The organism is Rhodoluna sp. (genome assembly GCF_044239955.1).
GTDB lineage: Bacteria > Actinomycetota > Actinomycetes > Actinomycetales > Microbacteriaceae > Rhodoluna.
Genome location: NZ_JBIIAL010000004.1, coordinates 33,304 through 56,007 on the forward strand (window position 1 = coordinate 33,304; position 22,704 = coordinate 56,007).

The 22,704-nt window shown below is 47.8% G+C and carries 25 protein-coding genes; 21 read left to right on the forward strand and 4 right to left on the reverse strand.

The features are described 5' to 3' along the window. Window positions 1-11 precede the first annotated feature (11 nt). The 6 genes from AC9UFE_RS02800 (at window position 12) to AC9UFE_RS02825 (ending at window position 5,997) form a co-directional block, all read left to right on the forward strand. Complete coding sequence (locus AC9UFE_RS02800; protein WP_509545460.1) at window positions 12-1,001, forward strand: hypothetical protein; 990 nt, start codon at window positions 12-14, stop codon at window positions 999-1,001. 432 nt (window positions 1,002-1,433) lie between these two features. Then, a complete protein-coding gene (locus tag AC9UFE_RS02805; RefSeq protein ID WP_509545461.1) occupies window positions 1,434-2,417 on the forward strand; it encodes a glycosyltransferase family 2 protein in 984 nt (327 codons plus the stop codon). Window positions 2,418-2,488: 71 nt separating this feature from the next. Continuing rightward, the gene (locus AC9UFE_RS02810) at window positions 2,489-3,574 is read left to right on the forward strand and encodes a DegT/DnrJ/EryC1/StrS family aminotransferase (protein ID WP_509545462.1); all 1,086 of its coding nucleotides are present in this window, start codon (window positions 2,489-2,491) and stop codon (window positions 3,572-3,574) included. A gap of 313 nt (window positions 3,575-3,887) precedes the next feature. Next, window positions 3,888-5,243: a replicative DNA helicase gene (dnaB, locus tag AC9UFE_RS02815; protein ID WP_509545463.1), complete on the forward strand. Its 1,356-nt coding sequence runs from the start codon at window positions 3,888-3,890 to the stop codon at window positions 5,241-5,243. 13 nt (window positions 5,244-5,256) lie between these two features. Continuing rightward, window positions 5,257-5,769 (forward strand): hypothetical protein, encoded by a 513-nt coding sequence (locus AC9UFE_RS02820; protein WP_509545464.1) that lies wholly within the window; start codon window positions 5,257-5,259, stop codon window positions 5,767-5,769. Window positions 5,770-5,784: 15 nt separating this feature from the next. Continuing rightward, on the forward strand, window positions 5,785-5,997 hold the full coding sequence (locus tag AC9UFE_RS02825) for a hypothetical protein (protein ID WP_509545465.1): 213 nt from the start codon (window positions 5,785-5,787) through the stop codon (window positions 5,995-5,997). 160 nt (window positions 5,998-6,157) lie between these two features. Here the strand turns inward: AC9UFE_RS02825 and AC9UFE_RS02830 are convergent, their stop codons facing one another. Then, a complete protein-coding gene (locus AC9UFE_RS02830; protein ID WP_509545466.1) occupies window positions 6,158-6,778 on the reverse strand; it encodes an acetyltransferase in 621 nt (206 codons plus the stop codon). 27 nt (window positions 6,779-6,805) lie between these two features. Next, window positions 6,806-8,191, reverse strand: a complete 1,386-nt coding sequence (gene purB / locus AC9UFE_RS02835) for an adenylosuccinate lyase (protein ID WP_509545513.1) — start codon at window positions 8,189-8,191, stop codon at window positions 6,806-6,808. Window positions 8,192-8,446: 255 nt separating this feature from the next. Between purB and AC9UFE_RS02840 the strand changes: the two genes are divergently transcribed. Then, window positions 8,447-9,505 carry an alpha/beta hydrolase gene (locus tag AC9UFE_RS02840; RefSeq protein ID WP_509545467.1) on the forward strand — a complete coding sequence of 353 codons (1,059 nt, stop codon included), beginning with the start codon at window positions 8,447-8,449 and terminating at the stop codon, window positions 9,503-9,505. On the opposite strand, the gene AC9UFE_RS02845 is transcribed toward AC9UFE_RS02840, so the two are convergent. Then, entirely contained in the window at window positions 9,492-9,917 is a 426-nt protein-coding gene (locus tag AC9UFE_RS02845; protein ID WP_509545468.1) for a phage holin family protein, read from the reverse strand. The genes AC9UFE_RS02840 and AC9UFE_RS02845 overlap by 14 nt on opposite strands. 74 nt (window positions 9,918-9,991) lie before the next feature. Between AC9UFE_RS02845 and AC9UFE_RS02850 the strand changes: the two genes are divergently transcribed. The 14 genes from AC9UFE_RS02850 (at window position 9,992) to AC9UFE_RS02915 (ending at window position 21,542) form a co-directional block, all read left to right on the forward strand. After that, on the forward strand, window positions 9,992-11,080 hold the full coding sequence (locus AC9UFE_RS02850; RefSeq protein ID WP_509545515.1) for a thiamine pyrophosphate-dependent dehydrogenase E1 component subunit alpha: 1,089 nt from the start codon (window positions 9,992-9,994) through the stop codon (window positions 11,078-11,080). Further along, entirely contained in the window at window positions 11,077-12,060 is a 984-nt protein-coding gene (locus AC9UFE_RS02855) for an alpha-ketoacid dehydrogenase subunit beta (protein ID WP_509545469.1), read from the forward strand. Before AC9UFE_RS02850 ends, AC9UFE_RS02855 begins: the two co-directional genes overlap by 4 nt. A 14-nt stretch (window positions 12,061-12,074) precedes the next feature. Then, the gene (locus tag AC9UFE_RS02860) at window positions 12,075-13,421 is read left to right on the forward strand and encodes a dihydrolipoamide acetyltransferase family protein (RefSeq protein ID WP_509545470.1); all 1,347 of its coding nucleotides are present in this window, start codon (window positions 12,075-12,077) and stop codon (window positions 13,419-13,421) included. A 42-nt stretch (window positions 13,422-13,463) separates the two neighbouring features. Further along, a complete protein-coding gene (locus AC9UFE_RS02865; RefSeq protein WP_509545471.1) occupies window positions 13,464-14,432 on the forward strand; it encodes a metal ABC transporter solute-binding protein, Zn/Mn family in 969 nt (322 codons plus the stop codon). Continuing rightward, complete coding sequence (locus tag AC9UFE_RS02870; protein WP_509545472.1) at window positions 14,387-15,235, forward strand: metal ABC transporter ATP-binding protein; 849 nt, start codon at window positions 14,387-14,389, stop codon at window positions 15,233-15,235. Before AC9UFE_RS02865 ends, AC9UFE_RS02870 begins: the two co-directional genes overlap by 46 nt. Next, entirely contained in the window at window positions 15,235-16,080 is an 846-nt protein-coding gene (locus AC9UFE_RS02875) for a metal ABC transporter permease (protein WP_509545517.1), read from the forward strand. Before AC9UFE_RS02870 ends, AC9UFE_RS02875 begins: the two co-directional genes overlap by 1 nt. After that, complete coding sequence (locus tag AC9UFE_RS02880) at window positions 16,073-16,477, forward strand: Fur family transcriptional regulator (protein WP_509545473.1); 405 nt, start codon at window positions 16,073-16,075, stop codon at window positions 16,475-16,477. The genes AC9UFE_RS02875 and AC9UFE_RS02880 overlap by 8 nt, the downstream gene beginning before the upstream one ends. Window positions 16,478-16,591: 114 nt before the next feature. Next, window positions 16,592-16,828, forward strand: a complete 237-nt coding sequence (rpmB, locus tag AC9UFE_RS02885) for a 50S ribosomal protein L28 (protein WP_509522845.1) — start codon at window positions 16,592-16,594, stop codon at window positions 16,826-16,828. 10 nt (window positions 16,829-16,838) lie between these two features. Beyond that, window positions 16,839-17,006: a 50S ribosomal protein L33 gene (gene rpmG / locus AC9UFE_RS02890; protein WP_509522844.1), complete on the forward strand. Its 168-nt coding sequence runs from the start codon at window positions 16,839-16,841 to the stop codon at window positions 17,004-17,006. Window positions 17,007-17,008: 2 nt separating this feature from the next. Next, on the forward strand, window positions 17,009-17,314 hold the full coding sequence (rpsN, locus tag AC9UFE_RS02895) for a 30S ribosomal protein S14 (protein ID WP_509522843.1): 306 nt from the start codon (window positions 17,009-17,011) through the stop codon (window positions 17,312-17,314). Between the two features lie 108 nt (window positions 17,315-17,422). Beyond that, entirely contained in the window at window positions 17,423-17,695 is a 273-nt protein-coding gene (locus AC9UFE_RS02900) for an HU family DNA-binding protein (RefSeq protein ID WP_509522842.1), read from the forward strand. Window positions 17,696-17,769: 74 nt separating this feature from the next. Next, the gene (locus AC9UFE_RS02905) at window positions 17,770-18,234 is read left to right on the forward strand and encodes a methyltransferase family protein (RefSeq protein ID WP_509545474.1); all 465 of its coding nucleotides are present in this window, start codon (window positions 17,770-17,772) and stop codon (window positions 18,232-18,234) included. Further along, window positions 18,231-20,183, forward strand: coding sequence for a bifunctional copper resistance protein CopD/cytochrome c oxidase assembly protein (locus tag AC9UFE_RS02910; protein ID WP_509545475.1), 1,953 nt, complete (start codon window positions 18,231-18,233; stop codon window positions 20,181-20,183). The genes AC9UFE_RS02905 and AC9UFE_RS02910 overlap by 4 nt, the downstream gene beginning before the upstream one ends. After that, on the forward strand, window positions 20,184-21,542 hold the full coding sequence (locus AC9UFE_RS02915) for an ATP-dependent DNA helicase (protein ID WP_509545476.1): 1,359 nt from the start codon (window positions 20,184-20,186) through the stop codon (window positions 21,540-21,542). Here AC9UFE_RS02915 and AC9UFE_RS02920 read toward each other — a convergent pair. Then, window positions 21,539-22,648, reverse strand: a complete 1,110-nt coding sequence (locus AC9UFE_RS02920) for a DUF2834 domain-containing protein (RefSeq protein WP_509545477.1) — start codon at window positions 22,646-22,648, stop codon at window positions 21,539-21,541. The two genes, AC9UFE_RS02915 and AC9UFE_RS02920, sit on opposite strands and share 4 nt — an antisense overlap. Between the last annotated feature and the right edge of the window lie 56 nt (window positions 22,649-22,704).

Below are 22,704 nucleotides of genomic sequence, written 5' to 3' on the forward strand. Positions count from 1 at the left end.
CCGGGTGCTATTTGACGAAGAAAATTTCTCTGCTTGGGCCAAACAGTGGAACGACCACTAAGCCAGGGGAGCAAAGTTTCGCAGAAACCCTAAGGTCTCTTGAGCGCCTTGCCCCCGAAGGCTCAAAGCCCGATGCCATTGTTTTTATTGACTTTGATAATGACCCAGCTGAGAAAATTGATTCCCACCCAGGCGCTTCCCCTAATGGCCTAATTCGTCAGGAACCCCGAGTAGTTAGACCACAAAACTACAGACCAGACTTTCTAAGTCAAATGAGTTTTGTAATAGATGTTGGGCGACCGCCTGGCACATCCTCTTCAAGAGTCAATTGGCCTCAGAATTGGAATCTTAAAATTCTGCATCTTTCACAATCGGATAGTCCAGTCAGAATCGACAAGACAGTAATGATAAATCGAAACCTCATGAGCTTTGTAGACGGGGAAATGTATTCACTACGAAGGCTCTTAGCTCAGAGATCTTCCGAAATTGACGTGTGGGGTATGGGTTGGCAGATGCCTTTTATCAAAAAGGCTATCCGAGTTATAGAGGAACTCATCATTCCAATCAGACACGGTTTTCCAGTTAAGCTCAGTTCAGTCCGAGGCTGGTTCAAAAGTCCACTGTCCTATAAGGGACCATCGGAAGATAAGCTCGCAACCTTAGCAAATTACAAATACTCACTCGTGGTTGAGAACAGTCTGGATTACATGTCAGAGAAACTTTTTGATTGTTTTTTTGCCGGAACTTTACCGATATATGTCGGACCAAACCCGAGAGCGTTTGGTATTCCTGAGTTTGCTGTAATTCACTCCAAACCAAACATCGAGTCAGTATTGGAGTCGATCGACTTAGCGCGCGGAGTGAATCTAGACGAATGGAGATCGTCCGTATTAGCGTGGCTATCTTCAGAAGGAGTAGAACAAATGTGGTCTGGGCCATACGTACTGAAGCAGATTCTGGAAAAAGTTGACACAGAGTTAGCTGCCATCAAAAATGCGTGACTTTTATCTCTAAAAGAGTCAAGTGATATTCCACTCGTAAACATTTAGTTTGTTGGCTGTTACCAGTCCTCATTTGCATGCTCGTGTCCAAGTCAGGGCCCCAGACCCAAATATCAAACCTTCTATCTTCAAAATGAAGGGTGTCATCACAGTAGACAAAGAGTCAATCACTCAATTGGGGCCAAAGCTTTCAATAGAATAATCATTGAAAGCCAAGAGCCCAGGGAATGTGCGGTCATAAAATTTGATGGTTTCTGAATACTTTTCGAAAGGCTCGTCTTGCCTTGACGTGGAAGCGTGTTTTATGTGCGCCGGCGCCGGGGGCATGCACCCCCAAGATTATATTTCAACTAACAACAAGAATTTCGTGACACTTAACCATCATGGACAAGCCAGGGCCGCGGCGGCACAAGCGATTAAGGATTAATGACCATGAACAAAACTCTTCCTACGGAAATAATCAAGAACAAAACTCCTTTGGTTTCTGTTGTGGTGGCTGTATTTCGAAACGCAGATTCCCTCGTTCAGCTGTATGAAGAAATCACTAAAGTCGCATTAAGGCGGTTTCCTCAACTAGAGCTTGAAATCGTTTTTGTAGACGACGGATCAGATGACAACTCATGGGATGTAATTTCGCATATAAAAAGTAAAGACCCCAGTCACATTTCTTCACATAGGCTTACTCGAAACTTTGGACAGGTGAGTGCTATGGTCTCGGGGTTTGGTCTAGCACAAGGGGATGCAGTTGTAAGCATTTCTGCAGACTTACAAGATCCCACAGAATTAATTGGCGACATGGTTGACAAGTGGCTATCTGGCGACGACGTTGTTATTGCCAACAGGCTTGAAAGGTCTGATGGTCGCTTTGCTGCTCTTACGAGTCGTATAGCTTACGCCTACGCCCGAAGGGTTGTTAAGGGAATTCCAAAAGGGGGATTTGATTACTTCCTGATGAGTAGGAGGGTGCTAACCCAGATTCTAAATTTCCAAGGAAGATTTCGATTTATTCAGGGTGACCTTCTGTGGCTAGGGTTTCCAACAAGCTTCATCCCGTATTCGCGAGCTAAAAGAACATTCGGTAAGTCCGGGTACTCATTTAGGCGAAGATTGAGCTACTTTGTTGATTTAGTTCTTGATTCTTCTTACGGACCTATAAAATTCATGTCGAGAATCGGAGTTTTATCGGCATTGTTTGGATTGATTTATGCAATTGTCATAGTCTTTGCATGGTTTGATCAGGCAACCCCTTTTGACGGCTGGGCTCCAATAATGGTTGTTTTACTAATAACTTCTGGCTTGATCCTTATAACTTTGGGCACTATAGGTGCATACATCTGGAGAATATATGATCAACTGCGAGTTCGCCCAATGAGCGTATTATTAGAATCCTCATTTCCCGAGAAAGAAAAGAAGTAAAGCCCTCGGCAGGAAGAACAAGGGCATTAGATTAACTAAGACAAAATAAAACGAGCAACGGAGAGGCGTCCATGTCGATTCCAGATGGGCTATTGAAATACCCCGTTATGAAAACCGATTTGAACTTGGATGCCAAACTAGTCAAATATCTTGAAGAAATTCAAAATAGCGGGACCTACAGTAATTTTGGCCCGCAAGTTACTGCGCTTGAGCATGAGTATTCAAGATTGCTGGGTGTAGGTGCCGCCAACATTGTGTCTTGCTGCAACGCCACCGTGGGGCTAATTGGAGCCATGGAGACTCTCAATTCTGAATCTTGGTTGATTCCGTCATGGACATTCGCTGCTACAGGACACGCTGCAAGGAGCGCATCATCAAGTGTCATTTTTGGCGATGTGGATCTAGTTACGTGGATGCTTGAACCTGAAGGGTCCAAATCAGCAAATGGCGCAGTAGTCACTTCACCGTTCGGGTCCAAGATTGAAATTGGTAGCGAATGGAACGTATTCAGTTCCCTGGTAATTGATGCTGCAGCATCTATAGCGGCACCTCCCGTGATTTCCAGTGAAGTAAAGGTCCCTTGGGCTGCAGTTTATTCACTACACGCAACAAAAATTCTTGGAATTGGGGAAGGGGCAATTTTAGTTTTCAGCACTCCTGAGCTTGCTCAAAACTTTAGAGCTTGGACAAACTTTGGCTTCTCCGGCGGAGGTCGAGATTCTTTGATTCGCGCTACAAATGGCAAGCTCTCAGAAGTACATGGAGCTATTGGAAGGCACAGGTTAGCAATCTGGAACAACGAAAAGGAGATGTGGAAAAAATCTAGAAAACTAGTTCACTCTGCAGCTGATGACTTGGGCCTCAATCCTAGTTTCTCAAACGAAGATTGGATCAGCCCTTACTGGATTGTCAACTTTAAATCTGCAGATGAAAAAAAGGAAGCAGTGAAGCTGCTGCATGCTAACGGTTTCGATACTCGCAACTGGTGGCAATCCGGGTGTCACGTGATGCCCGCTTTTACCGAAATACCGATCCTAAATTCCCTGGATAAAACAATCGAAATTGCAAGCAAGAGTCTAGGTTTACCATTTAACAAAAACATCGAAGCTGAAGTGGTAAGTAGAATTCATGCAATCCTGAGTGATGTTATTGACTGAGCCATATTCACTCAGCTGACCATTTAATCTCTCCCACCCCAGAGAAAAACCCTAACATTGAGCCACGAGTTAAGGGTTTCGGAGTTATTGTTATCCACAACAAAGAATCAAGCAAACACTGGATGAGCGTAAAGATGGCTCGGAATCTATTCACAGCTATCTCCACAGGGAACAGGTAGTTATTAGAGTGTTTCCCCAGGTTTATCCACAGCTTTATACACACCTTGGCTTTATCCATAGTTGTCAGTGGTGGATGCTAGACAAGTCAGTATGCACTCAACCCAAAAACTAATTTTCTAGTCAGGAGCAATAAATGTCATTGGCGCCAGTACTTCCGGTTGAACCCGGGCGCTCAACTGACCGAGTCTTACCGCACGATCTTCTTGCAGAGCAAAGCACCTTGGGTGCCATGCTTCTTTCCCAGGAAGCAGTAGCGGAAGTTTTTGAACATATCCGCGGAAATGATTTCTACGCACCAAAACACCAAATTGTTTTTGATGCGCTACTTACTCTTTACGGAATGGGTGAACCTACTGACGTCATTACCGTTACTGATCAATTAGTAAAAACCGGAACCCTGGTGCGCGCAGGTGGTGCTGACTACCTTCACACACTTACTAGCACCGTTCCAACTGCAGCGAACGCAGCCTTCTACGCAAAAATTGTTGAGGAAAAAGCAACGCTACGAAGACTGGTTGAAGTAGGAACAAGAATCGCACAGCTTGGATATGCCAACGAGGGTGAAGTCGAGTCACTTGTAAACCAAGCGCAAGAAGATGTTTATGCCGTTACTCGCACTGGCTCTAGCGAAGATTACGTTGCACTCAATGACTCCATAGAAGCAGCCATTGCCGAAATTGAAGCAGCATCTGCAAAAGATGGAGATCTAGTTGGTGTCCCAACTGGTTTTACAGAACTTGATGCTTTGACAAATGGTTTACACCCAGGTCAACTAATTATTGTTGCCGCTCGACCTGCGATGGGTAAGTCAACATTCGCTCTTGACCTGGCTCGCAACGCGGCTATCAAGTCAGATAAGCCAACGCTTTTCTTCTCGCTCGAAATGGGTCGAGCCGAAATCGCTATGAGAATGCTTTCAGCTGAATCGATGATTCCATTGCAGTCGATGCGTAAAGGAAACATCGCAGACAGCGACTGGACCAAGTTGGCACAGGTCCGCGGAAACATCAACGACGCGCCCCTTTACATTGACGATTCACCAAACATGACTCTTGCCGAAATTCGTGCGAAGTGTCGAAGACTTGCAGGGCGAGTTGGGTTGAAGATGGTGATCATCGACTACTTGCAGCTACTTACCTCTGGAAAGAAAGTTGAATCCAGACAGCAAGAAGTTAGTGAGTTCTCTCGTGCACTGAAGCTGCTTTCGAAAGAACTAGGTATTCCAGTAGTTGCTCTATCGCAGCTGAACCGTCAAGCGGAGCAGACAAAGGATAAGAAGCCAGAACTTTCTCACCTGCGTGAATCCGGATCGCTGGAACAAGACGCTGACGTTGTTGTTTTGCTCCACCGTGAAGCAGCAGGTGACACCGATCACCCAAGAGCGGGAGAAGCAGACCTTATTCTGGCCAAGCAGCGCTCGGGTCCTACCGGAACAGTCGTTGTTGCCTTCCAGGGTAACTACTCACGCTTTGTAAACATGAAGAACTAGCAAGAATCTCATCTTGCAGAAAGTTCTTGGCGTAAGGGCAGTAATTTTTGTTGCTGTTGGACTTTTTATTACTTTTACTCAGTCGCACTCCGCGGCAACGGGATTGTTTGCATTAGCTGTTTTTGGCATTGGGTTAGCGGTGGCCAACATAGCGGCAACCATCTGGGACAAAAGAAACTACTTATCGGTCGAGTCACTTCCTTTGACTCTTATCTCCTTGGCCGTTGGTTTGTTTGCAGTGCTTATCCCCCAAAGCGATTCAACGGCTCAAGCGTTAGTGTTTGTCTACTTGGTGTCCGGTTGGGCAGTTGTTTCTGGCGCAATCGAGCTTTATCTTGCGAATCGAAGTGGCTTTAGAACTCGTGCGGGCAAAGACGGCTTAATCACTGCAGTTCTTGGCCTAGCCATTGGATTGCTTTTTCTGATTGCACCACTAGATATCGTTAGCGCTGTTGGTTTCTTTGGAGCGTATCTAGTTATCTGCGGTGTGCATTTAGGTATCGCTGCTCTAACCCCGCAAAAATAGCTTTAGGCTGGTTCTATGCCCAAGAAATTAACCGCTACAACCTTTTTGACCCTGTCTGCAGTAGCGGCAGCGTTCGTTGGAGTGTTGGTCTTTTTTGGAGTGAGAAAAGTTGACATGGCGCTAATTGCGGCTGGAGTGGCTTTTATTGTTTCTTTGGTTGGAATAGCAACTCTGGCACTTATGGTCCCGGAGCAAAACAACGATCCAAATTCTCCGCTGATGAAGTAGAAGTTCTGATTAGATCTTGAAGCAGATTGCTTGAACCCTCACGTGCAATGAGAAATTCACAGATAACGAAACACGATTGGTTGGTGAATGGATTCGACTCGGCGGGGTCGTTAAGAATCAGAATTGGCCTTAACCCAGAGAGCCAAGATCACTCAACTGACTAGGAATCTTTTCTTCTGAAAGGGACGCCGTAGCCAACCGTGTTTTCTGGGATGTCTCTAGTCACAAGGCTATTGGCTCCGACTGTTGACATCGACCCGATTGATACTTTCTCCAATACAGATGCCCCCATCCCAATCATTGTTAAATCTCCTACACGAACGTTTCCTGCAAGTGTGGCACCTGGGCCAAGAGAAGAGAAATCACCAATAACTGAATCATGCTCCACTATCGAACCAGTATTCACAATCGAACAGATTCCTAATTCTGCGCTAGGACCAACGTAAGCGTTGGGCATTATCAAGGTCCCGGGTCTAACGACAGACATCTTTGAAACCACAGCTGACGAGTGAATCAGGGTTGCCAACAGGCCATAATCCGATGCCTTAAGTGTGCGACCAACCAACTCTTTTCGTTGCGCGTTGTGTCCTATTGCAAAATGAATCTCGATCCCTCGCTGGAGAAAATCATCAGGGATTGAACTTAAGACATCAAATCCACAAAAAGTGTTCTGAGACGGATTGTCTTCAATCACAGCCACGACCTCGCATCCCTCGTCTCTACATACCTCAAGAGCGCTTTTTGCGTGGCCGCCGGCACCATAAATTGCTATTCGCCTCAAAGCGCTCCTATCGATAATAAAAAAGTTCTATTTGATCGACTCAGCTAATTTCTTAGCAAGTCCCGTGTAATCCTTCGGGGATAAGGAAAGCAATCTATCTTTTGATGCCTGAGGTATGTCTAACTTCAAAACAAAATCAGCCAGGTCTTCACGAGTAAGCCTTTTACCGCGACTCAGGTCTTTGAGAAGTTCGTAGGGGTTACTGATCTCTGACTTACCGCTTGCAACATCCGTGCGAATAACAGTTTGGATTGCCTCTGCCAAGACTTCCCAGTTATCTGCCAAGTCGGCAGCGATTGCCGCATCAGCGACCTTGATCTCCCCCAGCCCTTTGTGAATGTTATCTATTGCAACTAGTGAGTGACCAAAGCCAACCCCAATGTTTCTTTGGGCAGAGGAGTCGGACAAATCTCTTTGCATCCTTGAGGTGACCAAAGTCTGGGCCAGGTTGTCCAGTACGGCATTGGATAGCTCCAAGTTGGCCTCTGCGTTTTCGAACCTGATTGGGTTTATTTTGTGAGGCATGGTCGAAGAACCGGTCGCTCCCTTAACTGGAATCTGGGTGAAGTAGCCAATAGAGATGTAACTCCAGATGTCGGTGGCTAAGTTGTGCAAGATTCTGTTGAAGTGAGAAACGCATTGGTAGAGCTCTGCTTGCCAGTCGTGAGATTCAATCTGTGTGGTTAGCGGGTTGAATTCAAGACCGAGGGATTCGACAAACTTTTTGGAAAACTCCTGCCAGTCAAAATTAGGAACAGCAACCATGTGAGCAGAATATGTTCCGGTTGCTCCCGAGAACTTACCGAGGTAACTGGTCTTCTCAATGCGGGCAATTTGTCTTTGGAGTCTGTGCACAAAAACAGCCATTTCTTTACCCATGGTGGTTGGCGTTGCTGGTTGGCCATGTGTTCTAGAAAGCATTGCAACGCCAGCCGATGACTTGGCTAGTTGAGACAGCTCTTGAACCAAAGCTTTGGCTTTTGGTAGCCAGACAGTATGCACGGCTTCCTTTATGGTCAAAGCGTAAGAAAGATTATTGATGTCTTCGCTGGTAGCTGCGAAGTGAGTTAGCTCGTACAGGTCTTCGCGGCCTAGTTTTGTGAGCTTGTCTCTGACAAAGTATTCAACAGCTTTGACATCATGTCTGGTTGTCGCTTCGATCGCGGCTAGAGCTGCAACATCTTCGTCGCTGAAGTCCTCGAAAGCTTTTCTTAGAGCCTTGGCTTGCTCTTCGGTTACATACCGGTCACGACCAAAGATCTCGGAGTTTGCAAGAAGCAATAGCCATTCGATTTCAACTTGTATCCTGGCTCGGTTTAGACCAGCCTCGGAAAGCAAGAGCGAAAGCTCGGCCACAGCCGATGCGTAACGACCGTCTAGCGGGCTAATTGGCTGCGAAGAAAGGCTCACCAAACTATTCTGTCGCATCGAAGGCAGTTATAGCCTGTCAGCTTTCAACAATTCGCAAATATTGTTCCAAAAAACTAACGAAACAGCGCAAAGTATTTGCGTGGACCAGATTCAGTTTCAGATTCAGCAAAGCCTTTATCGAATAAGGCTTGCTAAACCTGAGCCAGGATTTTGGTGCGGATCAGCTGCCATAGTGCTGACAGGTCAGCTTGCAGCTTTAGAGTCTGAACTAATTGCCTTAGGGCAATCCCTGAGCTGGTGACTATTGATAGCTACGGGGGAAACCCAGACATCGTGGCAACGAGGGAAGAAATACATCGCGTTGCCTTCGAGATAAAACTTGCAGCCGAACAGCTGGCAGATTTTGGTCCAATTGAATCGCTCCTATCTGACCCACTTCATCAGTTGCAGTATCGAATGGCAACAGTGAATATCCTTGACAAACTAGAGCGATTGCACGAAAGCTGTCTGCTGGCATCTGAACAGTATTTTTCGACAGAAGCTCAGATCCACAGGCGATTTGAAATTAACTTTGTTCCAACCCTTGCGGAAGTCACCACTAACATCGCCACAACTCTTGGCTGGAAATTAGACCACGCGGTTTCTGCAACCAAAACGAGAACCGTCGCCACAAATCCCCCAGACTCAATTACGCAGCTAATAGATCGTTTATCGCAGGTGTCATCAAAATCGCAACCTACCGTTGGCATCGACTTCTTCCAAACAGCAGATCAAAGAACCGCCATTGTTTACATTCCCGGCACACAAACCCTAGGCCTTGGAGATGGATCGAATCCGTTTGATCTGCAGTCCAACATTTTGGCAATGCAGGGTAGCGGCTTGGCAGCTAGCGAGCGGGCAGTGTTGGAGGCCATGACCCAAGCCGGCATTAGTTCAAATGACGAAGTGATATTTGTTGGTCATTCACAAGGTGGGATGGTGGCGGGCAACCTTGCTATGCACCCTGTCGGTTATGTCGCTGCAGGTTTGGTAACTATTGGTGCCCCGATAGCGCAACTAAAACTCACCAAGCTTCCGGTGATGGCGATCGAACACGTGAATGACCCAATCCCAAATGCTTCCGGAAGAGTGAATCCACTAACCAAAAATTGGGTGACTATTCAACGCACTTCCCTGGCGTCGGAATCAGATGCCCCGATACATTCCCATTCTTTGAGAAGTTACAAGAACACAACTGAAGAAGTGGATAGCTCAACCTCTAAAGGAATCGTTAACATCAAAGAGCAGTTACTGTCTCAGGTGCGCGGATTACCTGTTGGAAAAGCTATGGACTTTGTTATTGCTAGAGAATCTTAAGAATCTTGAAAACCCAGCGACCAATCAAGGAAGCTATCGAAATGATTGCCGCTCCCAAGATTGCCCAACCCATTGACTCAACCGTTAGACCCTCAGAGGTGAAGCCATCGATGGTGAAGATGTCGGATCCAATTTGAGATGAAAGCCACGCAACAAACAAAAGCAGTGCTCCATTGATTACAAATGAGATCAGACCAAAAGTAAGAATGTATAGCGGGAACGCAAGCACCTTAATAATTGGTGCAATTATCGCGTTCACTAAACCAAAGATTGCTCCAACAAGTAAGAAGGAACCAATTGTCTGCCAGAGCCCTTCACCACCGTAAGGAGTGAGAGTTATGGCTGGAATAAGGATCGTTGCAACCCATAGAGCTAGGGCGTTTATTGAGGTGGAGACAAAGAAACGAATCATTTTTCTATTGTCCCAGCATTAGAGCTAAATTAGAGCCTGTGACTACCTCGGCGGGCCGCGTGCCGCAAGTTCAGATGCTGTCTCCGGATGGCGTTTTTGAGGTGCCCAGCGAATACGCACACTATGGCAAATACATTGAAAAGCTCACCCTTGATGATTTCCTGAAGTTCTATCGCGACATGGCAAGAATCCGCCGCTTTGATAATGAGTGCACCGCATTACAGCGCCAAGGCCAAATGGGGCTTTGGGTTCCAGCCGTCGGCCAAGAAGCTGCCCAAATCGGATCAGGCTACGCGGTAGGCAAGAACGATCACATGTTCCCAAGCTATCGAGAGCATGGGGTGGCAATAACCCACGGCATCGATTTGATGTCGATTATCAAAATGATGCGCGGTGTGAATCACGGTGGTTGGAATCCTGAAGAAACCAGATTTCATCTTTATGCAATTGTTTTAGGAACCCAGGTGCTGCACGCTGCAGGTTATGCCATGGGTGTCAACTTTGATGGCAATGTCGGAACCGGTGACCCGGAAGTTGACCAAGCAGTAATTACTTATTTTGGAGATGGCGCAACCGCCGAGGGTGACGTGAGCGAAGCGCTATTGTTTGCAGCGGTAAACAAATCGCCACTTGTTTTCTTCTGCCAGAACAATCAGTGGGCTATTAGCTCTCCGGTGTCGGCCCAGACAGTAGTTCCTTTATATCTTCGAGGTGAGGGATTCGGTGTTCCTGGAATCCAAGTAGATGGCAATGACGTTTTGGCTTGTTACGCGGTAACTGCAAAACACATGGACGATGCCAGAAACGGTCTTGGCCCATCACTTATCGAGGCGCTGACCTACCGAGTCGGAGCACACACCACCAGCGATGATCCTTCTAAGTACCGCCCTCAGGAAGAAACGGACTATTGGATCGCAAGAGACCCAATTACCCGCTTTGAGAAGTTTTTGCGTCGCCAAGGCGTTGGCGACGACTTCTTCCAAGAGGTAGCTCAAGCAGGCGATGAGCTGGCAACTCAAATTCGCGAGGCTACCTTTGCGATGCCTAACCCTCCTTTAGAGAACATCTTCAAGCACGTCTATACCGACCCGCACCCGCTAGTTCAAGAGCAGCAAGCCTGGCTTGAAAACTACGAAGGCTCTTTCGAAGAGGGTGACAAATGACCAACACAGCGGAGATGACAATCGCCAAGGCAATCAACGCAGGCATTCAAAAGCAAATGCAGAACAACTCTAAAGTTCTGGTCTTTGGAGAAGACGTTGCAGAACTCGGCGGAGTTTTTAGAGTCACTGAAGGGTTACTCGCAGAGTTTGGCAACAAGAGAGTTTTCAACTCTCCAATTGCCGAGTCAGGAATTGTTGGAACTGCAATTGGTCTTGCTATGCGCGGCTATCGGTCAATTGCAGAAATTCAGTTTGATGGTTTCGTGTATCCGGCGTTTGATCAGATTGTTTCTCAGCTCGCGAAGCTCACCAATAGATCCGAAGGTCATCTGAGCATGCCGGTTGTTATTCGAATTCCTTACGGTGGAGGAATTGGTGCAGTTGAGCATCACAGCGAATCACCGGAGGCTTACTTTGCTCACACCCCAGGACTTCGGGTCATCAACCCATCAAACCCAAATGACGCTTACTGGATGATTCAGCAGGCAATCGAATCAAATGATCCTGTGATCTTCTTTGAACCAAAAAGACGTTATTGGCTTAAAGGAACTGTGAATCTAGATGCACCACCTGCTTCAATGCATCAGGCAAAAGTTTTGCGCGAGGGAACCCAAGTCACACTAGTTAGTTACGGACCTATGGTTGTGACTGCCCTGCAGGCGGCAGATTTAGCTAGCGCAGAAGGAATCAGTCTTGAGGTGATTGACCTTCGATCAGTTTCTCCAATTGATTTTCCAACCATCTTGAACTCAGTAAAGAAAACCGGTCGCCTGGTGATTGCGTCGGAAGCTTCGACTTCATACTCAGTGGCAGCTGAAGTTGCTGCCAAGGTGGCTGAATTGGCCTTTTATAACCTAGAGGCACCGGTTCTTAGGGTTGGTAGTTTCGATGTTCCCTATCCACCTGCCAAACTTGAAGAACTGTTTCTGCCCGACGCTGATCGGATTCTAGAAGCAGTAGATCGCTCGCTCGCCTACTAAGAAAGGGTAAGAAGATGTCACTTGCAGTATTCAACTTGCCCGATGTTGGCGAAGGACTAACCGAAGCCGAGATTGTTTCTTGGAAAGTATCTGCTGGCGACCAAGTAACCGTAAACCAAGTGATTTGTGAAATCGAAACTGCCAAATCAATAGTTGAGCTACCTTGCCCGTTCGCAGGAACAATCGACAAGCTTTTTGCCAAAGAAGGCGACACTGTTTTGGTTGGAAGCCCAATCATTTCGGTCCAAGCCGAAGGAAACATCCTGATGGCGGGACCCGCAACAAGTTCGATTCCGATTGTTACCGAGTCTGACACCATGCATGAGGCAGTCGCTGATGTTGCCTCATCAGTAGCCTCCGATGAAACAAAACCAAATCTGGTTGGTTATGGCTCTGCCGGCCACGCGGGAACTAGACGCAAGCGCTCTGGCTCTTTGGGCGCTGCTGCAGTTTCAGCAGCTGTCCCCAGTGCAAGCTCTGCAATTCCATCGGCGCTGAGCGGTGATGTAATTGCAAAGCCACCAATTCGAAAACTTGCTAAGGATTTAAACGTGGATCTTTCTAAAGTTGCTGCCACTGGGCCAGCTGGTGAAATCACGCGCGAAGATGTTGTCAACGCAGCAACTCAAGCGTCGGTGTTCAGAAATCTAACTACCCCTGCGATTCCATCAGAACGCGAAGAGCGAATCCCTGTGAAGGGTGTAAGAAAAGCAATAGCAACAGCAATGGTGCAGTCTGCCTTCACAGCACCGCATGTTTCGATCTTTGTTGATGTCGATGCAACAAGGACCATGGAGTACGTAAAGAGATTGAAAGCCTCAACTGACTTTGCTGGTGTGAAAGTTACCCCGTTGCTTCTTATGGCAAAGGCAATGATGTGGGCGGTTAGACGAAACCCAACCGTGAACTCCACCTGGACAGACAAAGAAATCATTGTTCACAACTTCGTGAACTTTGGAGTTGCAGCTGCAACTCCAAGAGGCTTGATTGTTCCAAACATCAAAGATGCTGATCGCATGTCGATGCTAGAACTAGCTCGCCAATTAGAACTTTTGGCAGCAACAGCTCGAGAAGGAAAGACCACACCAGAAGACATGAAGGATGGAACCATCACCATCACCAACATTGGTGTCTTCGGTGTTGACACCGGAACACCTATCTTGAACCCAGGCCAAGTTGCAATCGTTGCCCTCGGATCGATTCGCCCAAAGCCTTGGGTTGTGAACAACGAGATTGTTATTCGCCAGGTAACAACCATTGGTGCCACTTTTGACCACCGCGTTGTTGATGGAGATGTTGCGTCCAGATTTGTTCAAGATGTGGCTTCAGTCATTGAGGAACCAGCCTTATTGCTTGACTAATCGCTATTGACAATCATTATCAATAGGTGCTATGGTTTGGGTATGAAAACTAAATCCTTTGCCCTAGCAACCGCCACAGTCCTTCTCCTAGCGGGCTGTGCAGCCACTGATTCGACCACAGAAGCCACCGATGAGCCCTTTGCGGGGCTCACCATTGTTTCTTCCACCAACGTCTGGGGCGATGTCGCCTCATCAATAGGAGGGGACCTGGTTCAGGTTGTTTCGATCATCGATAGCTTCTCCCAGGACCCACACTCCTACGAGGCATCCGCCAGAGATCAACTGGCTGTGAACGATGCCGATGTGATTGTTGCCAACGGTGGCGGCTACGACTCGTTTATTGACACCCTTGCAACGGCTGCTGGAAACAGCAATATTGTTTACGCCTACCTACCTGAAGAAGGCGAAGAAGAAGACCACGCCACAGAAGAGGACCACGCTGCAGAAGAAGAGGACCACGCTACAGAAGAAGACGACCATGATCACGCTCACGGTAACGAACACGTTTGGTACGACTTCCACATGGTGGAGGATTTTGCAACTCGACTAGCTGATCAGCTAAAGACTTTGGATCCCGACAACGCTGCGCAATACACAGCGAACCTTGAAGATTTCCTAGTTGGAATTGAATCCCTTGAGGAAAGGGCAGCTGCTGTTGCTGGCTCTGTTTCCGGCGCGAGGGTAATTTCATCGGAGCCAGTGGCCGATTACTTGCTTGCTGAACTGGGCCTTACCAACGTCACACCGGAGTCTTTTTCCCAAGCAATTGAGGAAGAGCTAGATGTTTCTCCTGCAGATCTGCTGGAAATTCAGAACCTAATTTCAACAAATTCGGTTGACCTGTTTGTTGTGAATATCCAGACCGGATCGGTTCAGATTGATGCACTGGTAGAACTAGCTGAATCCAATGGTGTTGCAGTTATTCAGGTGAGCGAGCTTTTGCCTGAAGGCCTAAGCTATCTCGCATGGATGGAACAGAACATCTCAGCGATCGAGGCGGGTCTAAAGTAATTTCTTCAACGGAGTCCGTACTACAGGTCAAAAACGCCAGCCTTGGTTTTGCAGCAAAGAACGTTTGGAGCAATCTAAACCTGAGGGTGAAACCGGGTGAGTTCATTGCCGTAATTGGTGCCAATGCTTCAGGAAAGACAGTGCTTCTTAAAGCAATCTTGGGTCAGCTTGCTTTAACTTCTGGATCCATAGAACTATTTGGTGAACCCGTTCGTCACGGCTCCAGAGAAGTTGGTTACATCCCCCAGCACCGACAAGCAGACAGCGGAGTGCCGCTAAGAGCAAAAGACCTGTTGCGCATGGGATTGGATGGCCACCAATTTGGTTTGCCGCTTCCATCTTCGAAAACCAACAAGCGCGTCGCAGAAGTTTTAGAAATGGTCGGAGCAAGCGATATTGCAAACACTCCAATCGGTCAACTCTCCGGTGGACAACTACAGCGCATTCGAGTCGCTCAAGCCGTGGTTGATCGCCCGAAGTTGATCTTGGCGGATGAGCCACTTAGTGCACTTGATCTAAAACAGCAGGCGGTTGTTGCAGAACTCATAAACAATCAGCGCCAGCTAAGTGGTGCAGCTGTTTTGTTTGTTACTCACGATGTGAATCCAGTTCTTGATTACATTGACAGAGTGCTCTATTTAGCAAATGGAAATTTCCAAATCGGAACTCCGGATGAAGTTTTAAGATCCGATGTTTTATCAAAGCTTTACGGACGAGATGTTGACGTGGTTAGAAACCAGGGTCGCATTGCAGTTTTGGGTTCTTCGAACCACGATCATCACGAGAATGAGAAGTGGATCTAATGGACAGATTGTTTGACTTCTCGGATTACGACCAGCTGATTCCGCTAGTTCAGAACTCCCTGATTGCCGGTGCCCTACTTGGACTCATGGGTGGACTCATCGGTGTTTTCGTAATGACGCGCGATATGTCTTTTGCGGTGCACGGAATCAGCGAGCTTTCTTTTGCTGGAGCAGCGCTTGCGCTGCTATTTGGACTCAACATTGCTTTGGGTGCAACTCTTGGTTCGATTGTTGCAGCGGTGATTATTGCGATCATGGGATCTAGGGCGAAGGATCGAAATTCGATCATTGCCGTGCTAATGCCTTTTGGTCTTGGAATTGGAATCTTGGCACTTGCTCTCTACGAAGGAAGAGCGGCCAACAAGTTTGGATTGCTAACTGGACAGATCATTGCCGTTGACGATCCGCAGGTTTTTTGGTTAATTGCAACATCCCTTGTTGTTGTTGCCGCACTGTTGTTTATCTGGCGACCGCTTACATTTGCCAGCCTAGATTTGGAAGTTGCCGAAGCTAGAGCGGTTCCAACCAAAGCACTGGGAATTGTTTTCATGCTGTTGCTAGCTTTGGCGGTAGCGGCCTCTGTTCAAGTAGTTGGAGCACTGCTAGTTATGACCTTGCTGGTAACACCAGCTGCCGCTGCGCTAAGGCTGACTTCTTCACCGTTGTTGGTTCCTATTTTGAGCGTGAGCTTCGCAGTTGTATCGGTTGTGGGTGGAATACTTTTGGCCCTAGGTGGTGGGTTACCAATTAGCCCGTATGTGACAACCTTGTCTTTTGCGATTTACTTAGTTGCAAGACTTATCGAAAAATCCAGAACCTGGAAAGCGGTGAAACAAGATGGCTGAAACCCTAAAGCGCAACACCTGGCAAAAATCAGCCGTCAAGCAGGCCCTAGCTGAGGAATCAGGCTTTCGCTCAGCCCAGCAGCTTCATCAGGTGCTAAAAACCAGTGGTCCAGCCATTGGGCTGGCCACGGTCTACCGGGCCCTTAGTGACCTCGTGGCGGTCGGCGAAGCCGACTCGCTGCAGTCCAGCGATGGGGAAATGCTCTACCGAGCCTGCGGTGAGGGGCACCATCACCACCTGATTTGTCGAAATTGTGGCAAAACCGTGGAAATTGAAGCCAAGAAGCTCGAGGCCTGGGCGGACCAGGTGGCCAAGGAGCATGGCTTTAGCAATTCGAACCACGTGATCGACATCTTTGGCAACTGCCCCAGCTGCCAGAAAAAAGTTGCAAAGTAGGCCAGAACTAGCCTAGACTTGGCAAAGTTGCGAGGGTTTACCCGCAAATCTTATAAAGGCTTTCAAGCAAACTTCTTTTGGTTTTCCGCTTGTTTTGCCCACGAGGAGGAACGAATGGCAGCTTACTGCCAGGTGACTGAGACCAAGCCACAGTTTGGTCACGCGGTTTCGCACGCTCAGAACAAGACCAAGCGTCGCTTTAACCCGAACATTCAGAAGAAGACTTACTTCGTTCCTTCCCTAAAAAGAAACGTAACTTTGCAACTATCCGCTCGCGGAATCAAGGTCATCGATGCCCGCGGCATTGAGTCTGTGGTCAGCGAAATCCTTGCCCGCGGCGAGAAGATCTAAGGACAGCTAAATGGCCAAAGAAAAGGACATCCGTCCAATCATCAAGATGCGTTCCACTGCTGGCACCGGATACACCTATGTCACCAAGAAGAACCGTCGAAATGACCCAGACCGCATCACTTTGAAGAAGTATGACCCTGTTGTGCGCAAGCACGTCGAATTTCGCGAGGAGCGCTAAAAATGGCTAAGAAAAGCAAGATTGCCCGTAACGAACAGCGCAAGATCGTTGTTGAGCGCTACGCTGAGCAGCGTCTAGCCCTAAAAAAGGCCCTGGTAGACCCTAATTCCACCGATGCCCAGCGCGAGGAAGCTCGCTTAGGCCTTCAGAAGCTTCCAAGGAACGCTTCCCCGGTAAGACTTCGTAACCGCGACTCAATTGACGGAAGATCCAGGGGAGTTTTGGCCAAATTCGGCGTTTCCCGCATCAGATTCCGCGATATGGCGCACCGAGGCGAGTTGCCAGGCATTACCAAGTCCAGCTGGTAGTTTTTAGCCATAGCAACACGCCGTCTCGAAATAAAGGGTCCAGGCCATTAGGCCGCCGTTAGATTGATTCGGACATCAAGTCACGTAGAGATCGTCCAGGAGGACCACATGAACAAGAGCGAACTAGTAGCTGCAATCGCAGATAGCACTGGCGAGTCACAGGCTGCCGTAAACCGCATTGTTGACGCAATGTTTGACACTATTGCCAAGGAAATCAGGAAGGGCACCAAAGTGACCATTCCAGGTTGGCTATCAGTAGAGAAGGGCTTCCGTGCAGCACGTGCGGGCCGTAACCCACAGACTGGTGCAACAATCCAGATTGCAGCCTCAAACACCGTAAAGGTATCTGCAGGTTCCAAGCTAAAGGCTTCAGTCAAGTAACTTACATTCTTGAAGAAAAAGGCATCGGCTTCGGTCGGTGCCTTTTTCATTACTTTCAATCAAAAGGCTAAGAAATGAATAACTCACTAAAGGGCACCCTTTTGGTTATTGGCCAATTCATCTTGCTTGGGTTACTGATTTTCTACCCAGCAAACTCAATCAACTACGGTGTCTTTGGACTCACAGTGACTATTGCTATCGCAGTATTGCTAGCAATGGGACTTGTAATTCTTGGGCTTTCTTTCTTGGCTCTCGGTAAATCCCTAACCGCTCACCCAATCCCTGCTAAAAAGGGCGAACTAGTAACTGACGGTTTGTATAGATTTGCCAGGCACCCCATTTATACAGGCGTGCTAGCCATTGGATTAGCCATGGCCCTAAGCCGTGGCCTATTTCCACACATCTTATTTTTCATAGCCCTTGTTGTTTTGCTGAATTACAAGGCAAGTTTTGAAGAGCAACTGCTTCGAGCAAGATACGTTGACTACGCAAGCTACGCGGATAAAACCGGCAGGTTTTTACCTAAGCTTAAAAGGTGACCTTACTTCAAAACCGCACAGTAGCAGCCAGCTTGGTTGCTATCTCCGGCCTGTTGGTTGCGATCATGTTTGGTCTTGTAATTGGTGGCGGCGCCGATCCACTGCAGTTCTCTGATCCAGGCCCTGTAGTTCGCTACGGAACTCCTATAACTAAAGGGCTCATGAATCTTGCCATGGCCATGGCAATCGGGTCTTTAGTGTTGGCGGCCTTTGCGGCAGACGATAAATCCGCGGTTTTACGCAAGCTACTGAATTTGTCGGCAGTGTCGGCTGCAGCCTGGGTCCTAATTGGCTCCGCCCACTTCCTACTGAGCTTTATCTCCGTATCTGGAGCAAGCTTTTCATTAGAGCCAAGCTTTAGTCAAGGCTTGTTTGTTTACGCAACTGAGATAGAACTAGGTATCTCATTTGGGCTGAATCTATTTGCCGCGCTAGCGATAGCAACATTGGCGCTGATGGTTAGCTCACTTACAGGCACTGCCCTCACCGCAGGGCTGGGGCTTGCAAGCTTGATCCCGCTGGCTCTTATTGGTCACGCTTCGGGGACGGAAAATCACTCTTTAGCGGTGAACTCGCTAGGTATGCACCTGGTAGGAATTGTGATTTGGGTCGGGGGCCTTATTGCGCTGTTTGCGATCAAGCCAGAGCTAAAAGGAAACTCGAAACCAATGGCTTTGCGCTATTCCTCGTTGGCGCTAGCGAGCTTTGCACTGGTTGCCATATCGGGCGTTGGATCTAGTTATGTTCGCCTGCCTAGTTTTGAAAGCCTCGCAAGCCCCTATGGGCTTTTGTTGATCCTAAAAGTGGGTTTGCTTATTGCCCTTGGAGTATTTGGCGCTATCTATCGCAGGGGGATACTCGCAAAGATTGACCAGAAGGGCTCATTTTTCAAACTAGCGCTCCTCGAGATATCAATCATGGGCTTGGCTCTTGGAACTGGAACTGCACTCGCTAGAACCGCACCTCCGGTTTCGCAGGGCGAGTTTGTCGTTCCAACGCCTGCAGAGTTTCTAACCGGCGAACCACTTCCTCCAGAGCTCACCCTTGAGACGTTTTTGACTGTAACCAAGGTCGATATTCTTTGGCTAGTAATTGCCCTTGCTGCGATGGGTGCATATCTACTTGGCGTGAGGGTTCTAAAGCAACGCGGGGATAGCTGGCCGATAGCTAGAACGGCTTCTTGGCTTCTTGGCATGCTGCTACTTATCTACACAACCAGCGGTGCCTTGAACGCCTATCAGGAGTATCTATTTAGCGTTCACATGATCGCTCACATGAGCCTGACGATGGCGATACCGGTGTTACTGGTGCCAGGGGCACCAGTGACGCTTTTGATGCGAGCAGTTCAGAAAAGACCGGATCAGTCCAGGGGAGTTAGAGAGTGGGTGCTCTGGGCTGTTCACACCAAGCCTGCGATGTTTATCGCTCATCCGGCTTTCGCGGCCGTGAACTTCGCAGCTTCATTGGTGATTTTCTACTTCACCCCTATTTTTGACTGGGCCACCCGAGAACACATCGGCCACCAATGGATGGTTGTTCACTTCTTGATTACTGGCTACCTGTTTGTTCAGTCACTTATTGGAATTGATCCAGGACCAGCTCGAGTTGGCTATCCGTTCCGGATTATCACTCTTATTCTCGTTATGGCCTTCCACGCGTTCTTCGGACTTGCTTTGATGACAGGTTCAGGATTACTGCTTCCCGATTGGTTCGGAGCTATGGGTCGCACCTGGGGACTTTCACCTTTGGAGGATCAGCAAAACGGTGGAGCAATTGCTTGGGCAATTGGCGAGCTTCCAACCATCGCGCTCGCGATAATTGTGTCTTGGCAATGGTTCAAATCAGACCGAAGAGATTCGGTCAGATTAGACCGCGCTTCTGATCGAAGCGGCAACAAAGACTTAGATAACTACAACGAGATGCTAGATCGCATCAACCAAAGGCCTTAGATGCAATCTGTGACACTCTCTGTTGAACAGCAGAACCTTTTCGATTACATCGAACAGTCTGAAAACAACATCTTTATCACCGGCCGTGCTGGAACCGGTAAATCAACATTGCTTAGCTACCTGGTTGAAAACACCAAAAAGAATGTTGCTGTTTGTGCGCCGACAGGAGTTGCCGCGCTAAATGTTGGTGGAGTAACCATTCATTCGCTCTTTGGCTTTCCCTTTGGAATTTTGGCCGATCAAGATCTCGCACGGCACATGAACAAGAGAACTAGAGAAGTTCTTGCTGCATTAGATGTTTTGATCATTGACGAAGTTTCGATGGTCAATGCCGATCTGATGGACGCAATCTCCAGAGCTATGGGAATAGCGCGAGGCAGAAGAAAGCTTCCCTTTGGTGGAGCGCAGGTAGTTATGTTCGGAGATCCCTATCAACTTTCTCCAGTTCCGGGAAATAACGAAGAACGCAACTATATGAGTGAGAACTACCAATCAATTTGGTTCTTCGATGCAAAAGTATGGCACGAAGATTCTTTGGAAAGATTTGAGCTAGGCGAAATCTTCCGTCAATCTGACGAAGATTTCAAAGCCATCTTGAATGCGATTCGAGTTGGAGAAGTTGACCAGCAGATGCTGGATACTTTGAATGCTGCCGGAAACAGATTTCCGTCGCACGAAGAAATCATTCGTCTAGCGACCATCAACGCAAGCGTTGATAAGACCAACAAAGAGCGCATGGACAAGCTCACCACCAAACCAAAAACCTTCGAAGCTATTTTCAATGCAAGTGATGAAAGCGCCTTTGGAAGAACCCTTCCAGCAGAACCATCACTTGAACTGAAGGTCGGCGCTCAGGTCATGTTTATAAAAAACGACGACGGCAAAAGAACTTCTGACGGATTAGTTCGCCGCTGGGTTAATGGAACCATTGGAAAAGTAGTTGACTTGCCATCAAGTGGTGGAGTGGTTGTGGAAGTTGATGGCGAAAGACTAGATGTTGGAAAAGCTACCTGGGAAAAAGTTCGTTACGAAATAGACGAAGAGTTTGATGAAGAAACAGGCCGAGTAAAAGAAGTACTGGTCACTATTCCCCTCGCCGAGTATCAACAGATACCTCTTCGTCTTGCGTGGTCAGTAACTATTCACAAATCCCAAGGCCAGACCTATGACGAAGCAGTTATTGACTTAGGTCGTGGGGCTTTTAGTCCAGGGCAAACCTACGTTGCACTATCTCGAATTCGCTCTTTGGAAGGACTGTATTTGACTCGCGCCATTAGGCAACAAGATGTCATGGTTGATAAAGACGTGATCAGGTTTATGAGTGGTGTGAAGAACGCACCGGTTGAGAAGCTCTTTTAGCCCCTCAGCCACCAGTTGATCGGCTGATGAAGCCTGTCTGCCCAATCGCTTTCTTCGTGGGCGGTTCCTGGAAACACCCCATACATCAAATCTTTATCGCGAACATATCCCTTGGCTTCAAAACCTTTAATGGCTTTGTTGTGAAACGGTTGGTAGAACAAATCCAAACCTTCTGTGCCACTATCGGTGTAAATCTTGTGCTTGCCAGCAACTGGCACAAGCCTAGATAGCTCCTGTGCCATGTATTCGTGGCCAATGATCCAATGCGTTGAAAAACAAAGCGCAGCGCCAAATAGGTTTGGGTACTTGCTCATTAAGTAAAGGGAGGCAAGTCCACCCATTGAAGCACCTGCTATTGCAGTGCGCTCTAGCTGGTGCTCAATGCCATACTTTTCCAAGACCATCGGCAGAATCTTTTCGGCGAGCAAGACGTTGTATTCACCGTTCAAAGAAGTTTTGTGAATTGGTTTGTATTCGAGCGGCAAGTTATCAAAGATGTCTGGGTGTGCCAGCACTATCTCCTTTGGCGCAAGTTCTAGCATTCTGGTGTCAGGGCCTAGGCCGTGGACCGCAACAATCAAGGGTTGTGGATCGGCCTTGATCCTCTTGTCTTGGATGGCATCCAAGATTCTCCAAGGAGTGTTGCTCGAAGCAGTCCTAGGATCAAAGACATTCTTGCCATCATGCATCATCAGAATTGGCGTATAGGAGACAACCTTTTCTGGAACCCAAACATCAACTCTGTGATCATCAACCACAAACGTCTCGAGCTTGCCAAAGGCCATGGCAATCTTTTGTTTGCGAAGTTCTCTAAAGGCCATGAACAGCGGAAAAGTGAAAGCCATCGCCGTTATCCCAGAAGCCAAGAAATATAGCCACACCCGCTTCATGCCAAGCTTCTTGGCTTCATAAAGGATGAACACAACTAAAGCCAAAATCACAATCAGAAGATCCAGCGAGAGTACCCAGTCCACAGCCGAACCAAACCAGGCCTTGATGTAATCCTGACCCTCGATGGAGGCAATCGCGTTAAACCACCAAGCGGTGATGAGCCCAATGCCAGCTAAGACAAAGTAGATTCTGGCGCGCACTTCGTGACCGAACATAAAATTTCCTTCCTCGGTAGTTATTACCCTAGCAACGCTTATCGAAGCGGTAATCT